Source organism: Streptacidiphilus monticola (genome assembly GCF_042658505.1).
Taxonomy (GTDB): Bacteria; Actinomycetota; Actinomycetes; order Streptomycetales; family Streptomycetaceae; genus Streptacidiphilus; species Streptacidiphilus monticola.
On sequence record NZ_JBHSQJ010000078.1, the window covers coordinates 16499 to 30391 of the forward strand.

10 protein-coding genes, 2 tRNA genes and 1 pseudogene are annotated in these 13893 nt (G+C 68.4%); 4 read left to right on the plus strand and 9 right to left on the minus strand.

The window, feature by feature from the left end; all coding sequences use genetic code 11:
- Nucleotides 1–112: 112 nt before the first annotated feature.
- Complete coding sequence (locus tag ACFP3V_RS19070) at nt 113–2737, minus strand: valine--tRNA ligase (protein ID WP_380585045.1); 2625 nt, start codon at nt 2735–2737, stop codon at nt 113–115.
- 175 nt (nt 2738–2912) lie between these two features.
- Between ACFP3V_RS19070 and ACFP3V_RS19075 the strand changes: the two genes are divergently transcribed.
- Together ACFP3V_RS19075 and ACFP3V_RS19080 are read left to right on the plus strand one after the other, a co-directional pair.
- Nucleotides 2913–3686, plus strand: coding sequence for a peptidylprolyl isomerase (locus tag ACFP3V_RS19075; RefSeq protein WP_380584989.1), 774 nt, complete (start codon nt 2913–2915; stop codon nt 3684–3686).
- A gap of 85 nt (nt 3687–3771) precedes the next feature.
- Nucleotides 3772–3927 carry a hypothetical protein gene (locus ACFP3V_RS19080; RefSeq protein ID WP_380584991.1) on the plus strand — a complete coding sequence of 52 codons (156 nt, stop codon included), beginning with the start codon at nt 3772–3774 and terminating at the stop codon, nt 3925–3927.
- Nucleotides 3928–3961: 34 nt separating this feature from the next.
- Here ACFP3V_RS19080 and clpX read toward each other — a convergent pair whose 3' ends face one another.
- The 5 genes from clpX to ACFP3V_RS19105 form a co-directional block, all read right to left on the minus strand.
- Nucleotides 3962–5245: an ATP-dependent Clp protease ATP-binding subunit ClpX gene (clpX, locus tag ACFP3V_RS19085; protein ID WP_380584993.1), complete on the minus strand. Its 1284-nt coding sequence runs from the start codon at nt 5243–5245 to the stop codon at nt 3962–3964.
- 302 nt (nt 5246–5547) lie between these two features.
- Nucleotides 5548–6216 carry an ATP-dependent Clp protease proteolytic subunit gene (locus tag ACFP3V_RS19090; RefSeq protein WP_380584995.1) on the minus strand — a complete coding sequence of 223 codons (669 nt, stop codon included), beginning with the start codon at nt 6214–6216 and terminating at the stop codon, nt 5548–5550.
- Between the two features lie 97 nt (nt 6217–6313).
- Complete coding sequence (locus tag ACFP3V_RS19095; protein ID WP_380584997.1) at nt 6314–6940, minus strand: ATP-dependent Clp protease proteolytic subunit; 627 nt, start codon at nt 6938–6940, stop codon at nt 6314–6316.
- A 281-nt stretch (nt 6941–7221) separates the two neighbouring features.
- Nucleotides 7222–8628, minus strand: a complete 1407-nt coding sequence (gene tig / locus ACFP3V_RS19100; RefSeq protein ID WP_380584999.1) for a trigger factor — start codon at nt 8626–8628, stop codon at nt 7222–7224.
- Nucleotides 8629–9056: 428 nt separating this feature from the next.
- Nucleotides 9057–9133: transfer RNA gene (locus ACFP3V_RS19105), tRNA-Pro, on the minus strand.
- Nucleotides 9134–9330: 197 nt separating this feature from the next.
- Here ACFP3V_RS19105 and ACFP3V_RS19110 point away from each other — a divergent pair.
- Nucleotides 9331–9404, plus strand: a tRNA-Gly gene (locus ACFP3V_RS19110).
- 481 nt (nt 9405–9885) lie between these two features.
- On the opposite strand, the gene ACFP3V_RS19115 is transcribed toward ACFP3V_RS19110, so the two are convergent.
- Nucleotides 9886–10422: a hypothetical protein gene (locus ACFP3V_RS19115; RefSeq protein ID WP_380585001.1), complete on the minus strand. Its 537-nt coding sequence runs from the start codon at nt 10420–10422 to the stop codon at nt 9886–9888.
- Between the two features lie 618 nt (nt 10423–11040).
- Between ACFP3V_RS19115 and ACFP3V_RS19120 the strand changes: the two genes are divergently transcribed.
- Nucleotides 11041–11373: a hypothetical protein gene (locus ACFP3V_RS19120; protein WP_380585003.1), complete on the plus strand. Its 333-nt coding sequence runs from the start codon at nt 11041–11043 to the stop codon at nt 11371–11373.
- Here the strand turns inward: ACFP3V_RS19120 and ACFP3V_RS19125 are convergent.
- Both ACFP3V_RS19125 and ACFP3V_RS19130 read right to left on the minus strand, forming a co-directional pair.
- Nucleotides 11363–12600, minus strand: a pseudogene (locus ACFP3V_RS19125) (IS256 family transposase). The gene ACFP3V_RS19120 and the pseudogene ACFP3V_RS19125 sit on opposite strands and share 11 nt — an antisense overlap.
- A 688-nt stretch (nt 12601–13288) precedes the next feature.
- Entirely contained in the window at nt 13289–13882 is a 594-nt protein-coding gene (locus ACFP3V_RS19130) for a GNAT family N-acetyltransferase (RefSeq protein ID WP_380585005.1), read from the minus strand.
- Between the last annotated feature and the right edge of the window lie 11 nt (nt 13883–13893).

Sequence of the window (13893 nt, forward strand, 5' to 3'; positions counted from 1 at the left end):
CGGGTCGAACCTCCCCGGGTGGCGGGTTGCTCGCGCTGGGGGCACCTCCCGCCCGAAGGGTGGGGGATTCCTCGCGCCCCTTACGGGGCCTCCGGCCCCCGGGTGATGCGACTCAGCCCTGCGGAAGAGCCTCCAGCTGGGCGGTCAGGCGGGCGATGTCCGCCTGCGCCGTGGCCAGGCGCCCACGGATCTTCTCCACCGCCTGCGGCGCGGCCTTCGCCACGAACGCCTCGTTGCCCAACTTGGCCTCGGCCTGCGCCAGTTCCTTCTCCGCCGCCGCGAGGTCCTTGCTCAGCCGCTTCCGCTCGGCCGCCACGTCGATCGCGCCGGACAGGTCCAGCGCCACCGTCGCGCCCGCGACGGGAAGCGTGGCCGTCGCGTGGAAGGAGTCACCCTCCGGCTGCAGCTTCGCCAGCAGGCGCAGCGCCGCCTCGTGGGCCACCAGGGGCGTGCCGGCCAACTCCAGCCGCGCGGCCACCTTCTGACCCGGCTTCAGGCCCTGGTCCGCGCGGAAGCGCCGGACCTCGGTGACCACCTGCTGCAGCAGGGAGATCTCCTGCTCCGCCGCCGCGTCGCGGAAGCCGCTGTCCTTCGGCCACGCCGCCACGACCACCGACTCGCCGCCGGTCAGCGTGGTCCACAGCGCCTCGGTCACGAAGGGCACCACCGGGTGCAGCAGACGCAGCGTCACGTCCAGCACTTCGCCGAGGACCCGGCGGGTCACCTCGGCCGGACGGCCGCCCTCGGCGAGCGTGGACTTCGACAGCTCGACGTACCAGTCGAAGACCTCGTCCCAGGCGAAGTGGAACAGCGCGTCCGAGAGCCGGGCGAACTCGTAGTTGTCGTAGTGGCCGTCGACCTCGGTCACCACCGAGTTGAGCCGGGACAGGATCCACCGGTCCACCGCGCTCAGCTCGTCGACCGGCAGCTCCCCCGCCACCGTCGCACCGTTCATCAGGGCGAAGCGGGTCGCGTTCCAGATCTTGTTGGTGAAGTTCCGCGAGCCCTGGACCCAGTCCTCGCCGATCGGCACGTCCTTGCCCGGGTTGGCGCCGTTGGCCAGGGTGAACCGGACGGCGTCGGAGCCGTACTTGTCCATCCAGTCCAGCGGGTCCACCACGTTGCCGAAGGACTTCGACATCTTCTTGCCGCGCTCGTCGCGGACCAGGCCGGTCAGCGCGATGGTGTGGAACGGGACCTGACCGTCCATCGCGTACAGGCCGAACATCATCATCCGGGCGACCCAGAAGAAGATGATGTCGTGGCCGGTCAGCAGGACGTCGGTCGGGTAGAACTTCTCCAGGTCCGGGGTGCGCTCCGGCCAGCCCAGCGTTGAGAAGGGCCACAGGCCCGAGGAGAACCAGGTGTCGAGGACGTCCTCGTCCTGGCGCCAGCCCTCGCCGCTCGGCGGCTGCTCGTCCGGGCCGACGCAGACGATCTCGCCGTCCGGGCCGTACCAGACCGGGATCCGGTGGCCCCACCACAGCTGGCGCGAGATGCACCAGTCGCGCATGTTGTCGACCCACTGGAAGTAGCGGCCGGACATCTCCTCCGGGTGGATCTTCACCCGGCCGTCGCGGACCGCGTCGCCCGCGGCCTTGGCCAGCGGCTCGACCTTGACCCACCACTGCATCGACAGGCGCGGCTCGACGACCGTCTTGCAGCGCGAGCAGTGGCCGACGGCGTGGACGTAGGGGCGCTTCTCGGCGACGATGCGCCCCTGGCCGCGCAGCGCGCCCACGACCGCGTCGCGCGCCTCGAAGCGGTCCAGCCCCTCGAAGGGACCGGGGACGGTGATGATCCCGCGCTCGTCCATGACCGTGATCGCGGGCAGGTTGTGGCGCTGCCCGATCTCGAAGTCGTTCGGGTCGTGCGCCGGCGTCACCTTGACGGCGCCGGTGCCGAACTCCGGATCGACGTGCTCGTCGGCCACCACCGGGATGTGACGGTCCGTCAGCGGCAGCTTGATGAGCTTGCCGACCAGATGCCGGTACCGCTCGTCCTCGGGGTGGACGGCCACGGCGGTGTCGCCGAGCATCGTCTCGGCGCGGGTGGTGGCGACGACGATGGACTCGTCGCCCTCGCCGTAGCGGATGGAGACCAGCTCGCCGTCGCGGTCCTCGTGCTCGACCTCGATGTCGGACAACGCGGTCAGGCAGCGCGGGCACCAGTTGATGATGCGCTCGGCACGGTAGATCAGGCCGTCGTCGAAGAGCTTCTTGAAGATGGTCTGGACGGCGCGGGACAGGCCCTCGTCCATGGTGAAGCGCTCGCGCGACCAGTCCACGCCGTCGCCGAGGCGCCGCATCTGGCCGAGGATCTTGCCGCCGTACTCCTCCTTCCACTGCCACACGCGCTCGACGAAGGCCTCGCGGCCCAGGTCGTGGCGGGACTTGCCCTCCTCGGCGAGCTGCTGCTCGACCTTGTTCTGGGTGGCGATGCCGGCGTGGTCCATGCCCGGAAGCCACAGGGACTCGTAGCCCTGCATGCGCTTGCGGCGGGTCAGCGCGTCCATCAGCGTGTGCTGGAAGGCGTGCCCGAGGTGGAGCGAGCCGGTGACGTTCGGCGGCGGGATGACAATGGTGTACGCGGGCTTCTCGCTCTTGGCGTCGGCCTCGAAGTAACCGCGCTCGATCCAGCGCTCGTACAGCGGACCTTCTACCTCCGCCGGGGCGTACTGGGTCGGCAGGGTCTCGAGGGCGCTGTGGTCCCCGGCGTTCGCGGGGCGCTGGTTCATGTCGGTCACGACGCACAGTTTACGGACGCGCGAGGCATGATCACGAACCGCTTTCACCCGCTGTGGCCGCAGACTCCGCGGCAGCGGATCGGCCCGCGCACGCCGCGCCTCCGGGCGACCGGGGACCGACTGGGGTGAACTGTCCCGGTACCCAGACAGGAAGGGACGGCGACAGGTGAGCCAGGACCGGGGAGACGCCCGCCGCGCGCGGGTGGAGGCGTTGCGGACGCAGCAGGCGCGGCGCAAGCGGGCGCAGCGCAACAAGGCGATCGCCGCGGTCGTGTTCCTGGTGCTCGTCATCGGCGCCATCATCGGCGGCGTGCTGGCGAGCGAGTCGTCCCACCCCGGTGCGAACTCCGGGTCGGCCCAGTCCTTCTGCGGGAACGTCAGTTCCGGGTCCCCGAACGGCAGGCAGTGGAGCAAGGCGCCCGCCCTCACCATCGACACCTCCGCCGCCTACGCCGGGACACTGCACACGTCCTGCGGCGACGTCCCGATCCGACTGGACGCCAAGGGCGCGCCGCAGACCGTCAACAGCTTCGTGTTCCTGGCCCAGCAGCAGTACTTCGACCACACCCGCTGCCACCGGCTCACCACCAGCGGCATCTACGTCCTGCAGTGCGGCGACCCGACCGGCACGGGGAGCGGCGGCCCCGGCTACACCCTGCCGGACGAGAACCTCACCGACACGAGGATCGCCAAGGGGACCTACCCGGCCGGCACCGTCGCGATGGCGAACACCGGGCAGGCCCACACCGGCGGCTCCCAGTTCTTCCTCGTCTACCAGGACAGCCCGCTGCCGCCGAGCTACACGCCCTTCGGCACGATGACCGCCGACGGTCTGAAGCTGGTCCAGCGGATCGGCGCCAACGGCACCGCGGACGGCTCGGGCGACGGCCGGCCCAAGGACGATGTCGTGATCAACTCGGTCTCGGTCGCCAAGGGCTGAGGGTCCCCGACGGGCTGACGGGTTTTCATCGAGCCTTCAAGCAGCTCCCAGAGCCCGTGAGGAAACGGCGGGCATCGTGGGCACCATGAGGAACTCCAAGCGCCACAGCAGCCGTAAGCACTCCGCCTCCCTGAAGGGCCGTCAGCTCCCCGCCGCCGCCCCGCAGGTCCGGGTACGCCACGGCGCGGGGGCCTTCGGGCCTTCCGCCCTGGACCTCCCGCGCCGCATGTTCGAGTTCTAGGCCACCGCGCTCCGCGCGGCCTGCCGCCTGCGCGTCAGGCGCTCTTCTCGCGCCGCTCGCGCTGGGTGCGGATGTCCCGCGGCACGAGCGTCGGGTTGACGTGCTCCAGGACGACGTTCTCGTCCACCACCACGCGGGCGACGTCCTTGCGCGAGGGCACCTCGTACATCACGGACATCAGCACCTCCTCCATGATGGCGCGCAGTCCGCGCGCGCCGGTGGAGCGCTTGATGGCCTGGTCGGCGATGGCGTCCAGCGCCTCGGCGGTGAACTCCAGCTCCACGCCGTCCAGTTCGAACAGCCGCCGGTACTGCTTGACCAGCGCGTTCTTCGGCTCGGTGAGGATCTGCAGCAGCGCGTCCCGGTCGAGGTTGTGCACGCTGGTGATCACCGGCAGACGGCCGATGAACTCGGGGATCATGCCGAACTTGACCAGGTCCTCGGGCATGACGTCGCGGAACTGGTCGCTCGCGTCGATCTCGTGCTTGCTGCGGATGGTGGCGCCGAAGCCGATGCCCTTCTTGCCGGCCCGGCCCTCGATGATCCGCTCCAGACCGGAGAACGCGCCGCCCACGATGAACAGCACGTTGGTCGTGTCGATCTGGATGAACTCCTGGTGCGGGTGCTTGCGCCCGCCCTGCGGCGGCACCGAGGCCGTCGTGCCCTCCAGGATCTTCAGCAGCGCCTGCTGCACGCCCTCGCCGGAGACGTCACGCGTGATCGACGGGTTCTCGCTCTTGCGGGCGACCTTGTCGATCTCGTCGATGTAGATGATGCCGGTCTCGGCCTTCTTGACGTCGTAGTCCGCGGCCTGGATCAGCTTCAGCAGGATGTTCTCGACATCCTCGCCGACGTAGCCGGCCTCGGTCAGCGCGGTGGCGTCGGCGATGGCGAAGGGCACGTTGAGCATCCGGGCCAGGGTCTGCGCCAGCAGCGTCTTGCCGGAGCCGGTGGGGCCCAGCAGCAGGATGTTGGACTTGGCCAGCTCGATGCCGTCGTCGCGGCCGTGCTTGCCGTTCTCGCCCGCCTGCACGCGCTTGTAGTGGTTGTAGACGGCGACGGAGAGCGCCTTCTTGGCGAGCTCCTGCCCGACCACGTAGCCGTCGAGGAACTCGTAGATCTCGCGCGGCTTGGGAAGCTCCTCGAACCGGACCTCGGAGGTCTCGGCGAGCTCTTCCTCGATGATCTCGTTGCACAGGTCGATGCACTCGTCGCAGATGTACACGCCGGGCCCGGCAATGAGCTTCTTCACCTGCTTCTGGCTCTTCCCGCAGAACGAGCACTTGAGCAGGTCGCCACCGTCACCGATGCGTGCCACGAGGTGCTTCCCCTTCGCCGATGGCTCCCTTGGGGGCCGGAGCCTGGTGCTTGGTCTCCGACGGTACTCCGTCAGGACCCCCGATCCGCCGTGTTCGGCGGGCTTCCCTGTTCCGCCCTGGGCGAATCTCCGGGATTCCGGTGGTGGCCACCACGAGGGGGTGGCACTCCGGCTCCTCCGATGGTGCCAGGCTCCGCCCCCGGCTCCAAGAGCCGGGGGCGGTCCGGAGGGGTGTTGCTGGTCTCAGCACGCCCGATTTGACGCACTTTCAGACCTTGCGCCGGGCTGAACTCGGCGGCGGCTCAGGCCTCGAAGGAGGTCTTGCGGGTGGAGATGATCTGGTCGATCAGGCCGTACTCGAGCGACTCCTCAGCGGTGAGGATCTTGTCGCGCTCGATGTCGTCCGAGATCTCCTGCTGCGACTTGTGCGAGTGCTTGGCCAGCAGCACCTCCAGCAGCTCGCGCATGCGCTGGATCTCGTTGGCCTGGATCTCCAGGTCGGACACCTGGCCGCGGCCGGTCTCGGTGTACGGCTGGTGGATCAGCACGCGGGCGTTCGGCAGCGCCATGCGCTTGCCCGGCGTGCCGGCCGCCAGCAGCACCGCGGCGGCGGAGGCGGCCTGCCCCATGCACACGGTCTGGATGTCCGGCTTGACGAACTGCATGGTGTCGTAGATCGCCGTCAGCGCGGTGAAGGAACCGCCGGGCGAGTTGATGTACATGGAGATGTCCCGGTCCGGGTCCATCGACTCCAGGCAGATCAGCTGCGCCATGATGTCGTTCGCGGAGACGTCGTCCACCTGGGAGCCCAGGAAGATGATGCGCTCCTCGAACAGCTTGGCATAGGGGTCGTACTCGCGGACGCCCTGCGAGGTGCGCTCGACGAAGCGCGGGACGATGTACCGGCCCTCGGCGCGCATGTCCTCCAGGCGGCGCTCCGCCTGGGTCAGGCTGGGGATGTTGATGCCCATGATCGTGTTCCGTCCTCGGAAGGCTCGTGAAGACTCGTGATGACTCGCGTGACGAGCTGTCAGGTCTGTGCGGTGAGTGCGGTGAGTACGAGGACGCTCAGGCGCCCGTGCCGCCGCCGCCCGGCACGTTCGCCGCGCTGGACATGATGTCGTCGATCAGGCCGTACTCCTTGGCCTCCTCGGCCGTGAACCAGCGGTCGCGGTCGGAGTCCTTGTTGATCTGCTCGACGCTCTGGCCGCTGTGCTGCGCGATCAGCTCCGCCATGCGGTGCTTCATGCGGACCAGCTGCTGGGCCTGGATGCGGATGTCCGTCGCCGAGCCGCCGAGGCCGGCCGAGGGCTGGTGCATCAGGATCTCGGCGTTCGGCAGCGCGAAGCGCTTGCCCTTGGCGCCCGCGGTGAGGAGGAACTGGCCCATGGAGGCCGCCATGCCCATCGCGATCGTCACCACGTCGTTCTTGATGTACTGCATGGTGTCGTAGATCGCCATGCCCGCGGTGACCGAGCCGCCCGGGGAGTTGATGTAAAGGAAGATGTCCTTCTCCGGGTCGGCCGCCAGCAGCAGCAGCTGCGCCGTGATCTTGTTCGCGATGTCGTCGTCGACCTGCTGGCCGAGGAAGATGATGCGCTCGTTGAGCAGACGGTTGTAGACCTGGTCACCCAGCCCGCCGCCGCCGATGTCGCCAGCGGCTCGAGGGGTCGTAAGGAAAGGCGAAGTCGTCACGTTTCCACCTGCTCGTCGTCGTGGACGGCTGATTTCACCCGCCGTCAGGTAAGTCTCTAGTGGACCCTAACGCCCCGGACTGACTTGGCTATCCCCCAACTCCGCACTGTTCGCTGTCAGCGTCACGGCGCCTGCCCTGAGCGAACACGGGCATACGGCGGCACGCGAAAGGGGCCCGGGCACGGCCCGGACCCCTCACGCTGGTCTGCTCCTCGGGTCGGTCGAACGAACCGGCCGAACCGGCCGAACCGGCCGAACCGGCCGAACCGGCCGAACCCGCCTTACTCGGCGGCGTTCTCCTCGGCCTTGTCCTCGGCGGCCTCGGCAGCGGCCTCGACGGTCTCGCCGGAGGCGTCCTCGTCGTCCTCGTCCTCGAAGTCGACGACGTTGCCCTCGGTGTCGACGACCTTGGCGGCCTCGACGACCAGCGCCAGGGCCTTTCCGCGGACGACCTCACCGACGAGCAGCGGCACCTGGCCGCCCTCGACGACCTGCTGGGCGAACTGGTCCGGGGTCAGGCCCGAGCCGGCGGCGCGGCGCAGCAGGTGCTCGGTGAGCTCCTCCTGGGAGACGCTCAGCTCCTCCTTGGCGGCGATCGCGTCCAGGACGAACTGGGTCTTGATGCCCTTCTTCGCCTGCTCCTCGATCTCGGCCTCGAACTGCTCCTGGGTCTTGTCCTGCAGCTTCAGCCAGGCCTCGAGGTCCAGGCCCATCTGCGGGAGCTGGTGGTGCTCCAGGTTGTGCTTGCGGGTCTCGATCTCGTCCTTGAGCAGCTTCTCCGGGTACGGCAGCTCGACCAGCTCCATGAGCTTGTCCAGCACCTTCTCCTGGGCCTGGGTGGCCTGGTCGAACTCCTTCATGCGGGTGAGCCGCTTGCGGGAGTCCTCCTTCAGCTCCTCCAGGGTGTCGAACTCGGACGCCAGCTGCGCGAACTCGTCGTCCAGCGCCGGGAGTTCCTTCTCCTGGACGGTGGTGACGGTGACCGTCACCTCGGAGTCCTTGCCCGCGGCGGAGCCGCCCTTGAGCTCGGTGGTGAAGGTGGCGGTGCCGCCGGCCTCAAGGCCGATCACGGCGTCGTCGATGCCGTCGATCAGACGGCCGGAGCCGATCTCGTAGCTGACGCCCTTGGCGACGCCGTCCTCCGGCACCTCGCCGTCGACCTTGGCCTCCAGGTCCACCACGACGATGTCGCCGGCCTGGGCCGGGCGCTCGACGGTGTTGACCGAGGCGAAGCGGTCACGCAGCTGCTCGAGGCTCTTCTCGACGTCCTCGTCGGTCACCGTCAGCGGGTCGACCTCGACCTCGATGGCGGTGAAGTCGGGGAGCTCGACCTCGGGGCGCACGTCCACCTCGGCGGTGAACTTCAGGTCGCCGCCGTCGGCCAGGTTCTCGACACCCTCGATCTCGGTGATGTCGGGCTGGCCCAGCACGTCGACCTTGCCCTGCTCGACGGCCTGCGAGTAGAAGCGCGGAAGCGCGTCGTTGACGGCCTCCTCCAGCACGGCACCACGGCCGAAACGCTGGTCGATGACGCGAGCCGGGATCTTGCCCTTGCGGAAACCCGGAACCGTGACCTGCTGGTTGATCTTCTTGTACGCCGCGTCGAGGCTGGGCTTGAGCTCCTCGAAGGGCACCTCGACGGTGAGTCGAACCCGGGTGGGGTTCAGAGTCTCCACGGCGCTCTTCACGGTTGGGTCTCCTTGGGGGGCTTTGCGGTCAGTGTCCGCCCCGCGTCCGGGACTGCCGGAACGCGTGACGAGACGGGTGATGCGTCGGTTGCGTATCGCCCGCCGGATTCTTGGCTGTACTGCCTGGGTCCTGCGTGGTGGTGTTGCCTGCTGGTGCTGTCTGGGGGACGGCCCCGGGAGGGGACGTCAGACGTCACCAGCCAGCAATCCTACCGGTACCACAAACGGCCCCGCGCCCCGCCGCCGGTTGTCCCGCCCCGCACCCGCTGTGCGCGGCTCCGCCGCTGGTCGGAGACCTTCCTGGGCCGGCTTCGGCTCGCCTGTTCATAGGGAGCCCCGCGTTCGTCGTCGCGCTGCTCGTCGAGACGTCGCCGACTACTGGTGCTACAACCGCTACCGCCGCTGCTGAGGATTCGGTGCTGAGTATCTGGTCGGGGTGACCGGATTCGAACCGACGACCTTCCGCTCCCAAAGCGGACGCGCTACCAAACTGCGCCACACCCCGTCGCCCTGCGCGCTGCCCGCGGCTCCTGCCGTGAGCGGCTGTCGCGAAGACAGCACGTAGCGTACATGCTCCCTGGCCCCGCCCCCGGCCGATTATCCCCACCACCTCGGCGCAGGCTGGCGGGCCCGCCGAATGGTGTGTGCAATCCCCCGACCGCATCCGCTAACCTGATCCCCGAACACCCCGGGGTGATCACTGCGGGCGTAGCTCAATGGTAGAGCCCTAGTCTTCCAAACTAGCTACGCGGGTTCGATTCCCGTCGCCCGCTCCAAATGGTTCGGCCCCAGCTCAGCGGCATGATCGCTGAGCTGGGGCCGATCTTCGTTTCGGGGGTCTGGCACGCCGCGTGCCACACGCGTGCCACATCGGCTTAGATCTTGTCGTCTGGCGGGGCGTCAGGAGCCGTGCCAGTGAGGCGTCCTGAGTCTCGCTTGAGTCCGTCAAGGGCCCACGCCGCTCACGCGGCGCGGCCCGCTCCCGCTCGGGCGCGCTCCAGTCTTCGCCCCGCGCCGCCCGGCGGGGCGGACCGCAAGCGGAGGGACAGGCAGGAACCGGACTGACCAGCCTGCCAGCCAGAAGAACAGGGGATCTCCGGCACCGGGATGGCCCGGGGAAGGTGCCGACAGTGGCAGGCCGCAGGGGTGAGCGAGGGGACTGCCATCCCGACCACACTCGACCCAGGCAGAGCCAAGCGGGCTTGTGGGTCGACGGCGAACGGGATAACAGGCGGCGGGGTTTCCCGGCGGGGCGATCTACTGGGCGCCGTCAGCTGGCAGGCGCGGGCGCCACATCTTGAAGGACCAGTTCGGATCGCCGGAGAACCAGTCGACCCAGGGCCAAGGGTTCTCGCGGCGAATCGCCTTCATGACCATACTGTCGAAGTCGTCTGCCAGTTCGACGTACTCAAATTCCTGGCGGAGAAGCACCCCGATCACGTACTGATCTTCGTTGATCCAGCGAAACGAGAAGCGATCGCCCTCGGAGCTGGTACCCCAGATGAGCAGGCCGTCTGGCTCTGGGTAGTAGCGGTGGGGGAGGGTCCCGTCCTCGATCATGTCGGCGTCGTCGTCGGGCGCAGCGTTGATGAGTTCGAGCAAGCTTCGGGCGGGATCGGTGGCTGCAGGGTGGTAGAAGGTCAGGAAGTCGGCGAGGTCGCCAGTGCCGTACGCGTCCACGAATGCGCGGAAAGACTCCGGGAAGATCATCCCCTGTCGTTCCCATTCGGTCCAGATCGCTTGATCCGCGCTGTTGAATGGGGGAGGGCCCAGCTCTGCCAGCACGGCGTCCATGTCTAGTCGCACGACCTTCACGCTCCCTTCGGCTGAGCTGATGATGCCCGACGAGAGTAGGACGGACCAAGATCCGGACCAGGCACGGACCAAGACGCTCACCGCGGTGCCAGGTCGGGCCGACCGCGCAGGTCAGAGCGGAAGCCCAAGGGGTTTCCGCAGCGGCCTGTAAATCTGCTCCGACAGCAGCTACGGTCTCCGCCGGAGAAGGGATGCGCCGTGTCTGCGTGGATCAGCTTGGTCGTCGGGTGCAGCTTCGTCGTCGGCGGGATATGCGTCCTCAACGGATGGAGAGCGGCGCAGTATCTGGACCCTCGCCTGGGCGGGTGGGCGACCATGATGGGCGCGGGGTTCGTCCTCGACGGTCTGCCAAGGGTCCTTGGGTGGCCAAGCTCGATTGGCGTGATCTTCGGCTTGGTGGGGTTCGTCCTCATCGTGATCGGCGCAGTTGCGGCTCTCAAGGACATGAGAGTCTGGCGACGCAGCCGTAAGAGCGTCTGACGGCGGCTTGGAAGCTGCCTTCGTCCGGCTGGAGCGTTCAACCAACGTGCCCGTTGTGTGCCGACGGGGCGGTCAGTTACCGTCAATGACGGTCTGTCAGCTAACTATGCTGCTGCGATGGACCCAGGACTCTGCCGACTCAACGGCCTAGTGTCGCGGTTCCGGAGCATCCTGCAGGATCTCGGCCTCACGCCGGATATCGAGGTGCAGCCCGCCGACAGCTGCTGGCTGGTGTCCATCGACTGGGACGGTGACGATCCCGACGGCTCCACCTTCCTGGTCAGCCGCTTCACCGACTGGGTCCTGGCGCTTGACCCGAACGGCGAAGATCTGACCGACACCGAGTGGCCCACGTATCTGGCACTTCGAGCTACGGGCCTCAGCCGGTCACGTCCGCTGGCGTGGTGTATCGACGGCCAGTCGGTGATCTGTTTGCAGGTTATGCGGTGAGGGCGGTCGGGTTGGTGTCGTCGGTGGGTTCTCCCTCGATCGGGTGGAGGCGGCAGCGGCCGAGGATCTCGGAGCCGATGTAGCGTCGCTGCTCGGCCCATTCGTCGCTCTGCTCGGCCAAGACCGCGCCGACCAGTCGGATCACGGAGGCCCGGTCGGGGAAGATCCCGACGACGTCGGTGCGGCGGCGGATCTCCTTGTTCAGCCGTTCCTGCGGGTTGTTGCTCCAGAGCTCTTCCAGACCGTCCGCGGGAACGCGGTGAACGCCAGCAGGTCCTCGCGGGCCGTCTCCAGGTGCTCGCCCGCGGCGGGGAACTTCTCGTGCAGCGAGCCGATCACCTGGGCCATCTGCTGGTGGACCGCGTCGGCGTCGGGCTGCTCGAAGACGGTCCGCAGCAGCGTGGCGACCCATGGCTGGGCCGATTTCGGGACCTGGGTCAGCAGATTGCGGGCGTAGTGGGTTCGACAGCGCTGCCAGCTCGCGCCGGGCAGAACGCCCGCGACGGCGTCGACCAGGCCGGTGTGGGCATCGGAGACGACCAGCTGGACTCCGCTCAGCCCGCGGGCGACCAGGGAGCGCAGGAAGGCTGTCCAGCCGGCTCCGTCCTCGACGGTGGCGGTCTCCAGTCCCAGGACTTCGCGTTGGCCTTCGTTGTTGACGCCGACGGCGACCAGGCAGGCGATGTTGACCACGCGCCCGCCCTCGCGGACCTTCTGGGTCAGCGCGTCGAGCCAGACGAAGGTGTAGGGGCCGGCGTCCAGGGGCCGGTTGCGGAACTCGGCGACCCGGGAGTCCAGGTGCTTGGCCATCTCGCTGACCTGGGACTTCGACAGCTGAGTGACGCCCAGGGTCTCGGCGAGCTTCTCGACGCGACGGGTCGAGACGCCGAGCAGGTAGGCGGTGGCGACCACCGAGATCAGGGCCTGCTCGGCCCGACGCCGGCGTTCCAGCAGCCAGTGGGGGAAGTAGGAGCCGGACCGAAGCTTGGGGATCGCGAGTTCGACGGTGCCGGCACGGGTGTCCCACTCGCGCGGGCGGTATCCGTTGCGGTGGTTGACGCGTTCGTCGCTGACCTGCCCGTATTCGGCGTTGCAGAGAGCGTCGGCCTCCGCGGACATGAGCGCGTCGGCGAACGTCTTGACCATCGCGCGCAGCAGATCGGGACTCGCCGAGGCGAGGTTGGTCTCGACGAGGGCGTGCAGGGGCAGACTGTCAGGTGCGGTCATCGTGCTGGTCTCCTTCGGGCTTAGACACCTCGAAGATCAGCCGATGGCCGTTCAACTATGCGGGCACCCAACCGATTCAGAAGCAAACCCCCGAATCAGGTGGAAACCCGTACACCACTTCCCAGGACGCAACCCCTCAGCCCGTCCAAGGCGTTGAAGCAGGCGCGGCAACGTCATCGTGAACGTCGGAGCAGCCGACCCGGCCAGTTCAGATGGCGCACCCGCCTACGCCAGCACATGCCTTGGTGGCTCATTGCGCGCCGCTTCGCCGCCAAGGGGCAGAGTGACTGCGGCGATCACGAGTGGTACAACCACGATGGAAGCGTCGCCCGCTGCTATCACTGCGAAGTCGGGGAGACTGACCTCACGACAGCGCGGCAAGAGGCCACCCCCTGACAACTCGGCGCGTGCCATAGGCGTGCCAGATGGGGCGGTAGTCCACGGGGAGCAGCGGCGGGAGCTGTGCCCGACCGCAGGTCAGCGAAGTGCCAGGCCACCTAGGGTCCGAAGCCGGACTCTTCCAAACTAGCTACGCGGGTTCCATTCCCGTCGCCCTCTCCACACAGCAAAGGCCCATGCCAGGAGTGATGAACTCCGGCCCGGGCCTTTCTGCTTGAGGGGGCGTCAGAGGCTGCCGCCACCCGCGTGTCGTCTTGGATCGGTCCGCCCGTTCCCGCGCGCCATCCCCTCAATCGGCTGACCGGCTGATCGGCTGGCCGACTGATCGACCGCCAAGATCCGCGGACAGCGCAGCGTAGATGTACTCGCTGCCCCAGCGGTCCCCGTCGAGGTCGTTCTCGACCAGGTGCGCCTCCCGGCGCATCCCGAGGCGCTCGCAGACCCGCAGAGACCCGGTGTTCTCCACGTCCAGCCGTGCGTAGAGCCGGTGCACGCCGAGCGTGTCGAAGGCAAACGCGGCGAGCGCCGCGGCCGCCTCGGTCGCGTAGCCGTGGCGCTGGTGGCCGGGGTGTAGGGTCCAGCCGATCTCGGCCTGGGCGGCGCGGGCATCGGCCAGGGTGAGGCTCACCTCGCCAATGACGCCGGGCTCCTCGCGTCGGCAGACGGCGAGCGAGAGCTTGTCCCCGTCGGTGCGCCAGACCGTCCGCGCCGCGCGCTCGGCGGCAACCTGCTTGCTGCGCTCACGGGTGTGCGCCGGCCGGTACAGGTAGCGCGCCACACTCGGCAGGCCCTGGTAGGCGTACAGGTCGTCGGCGTCGTCGGGGGTGAACACGCGCAGCGACAATCGGGCCGTGGTCAGCGGCAGCAGCGCGGCGACGTCCATGCTGGCCTCCG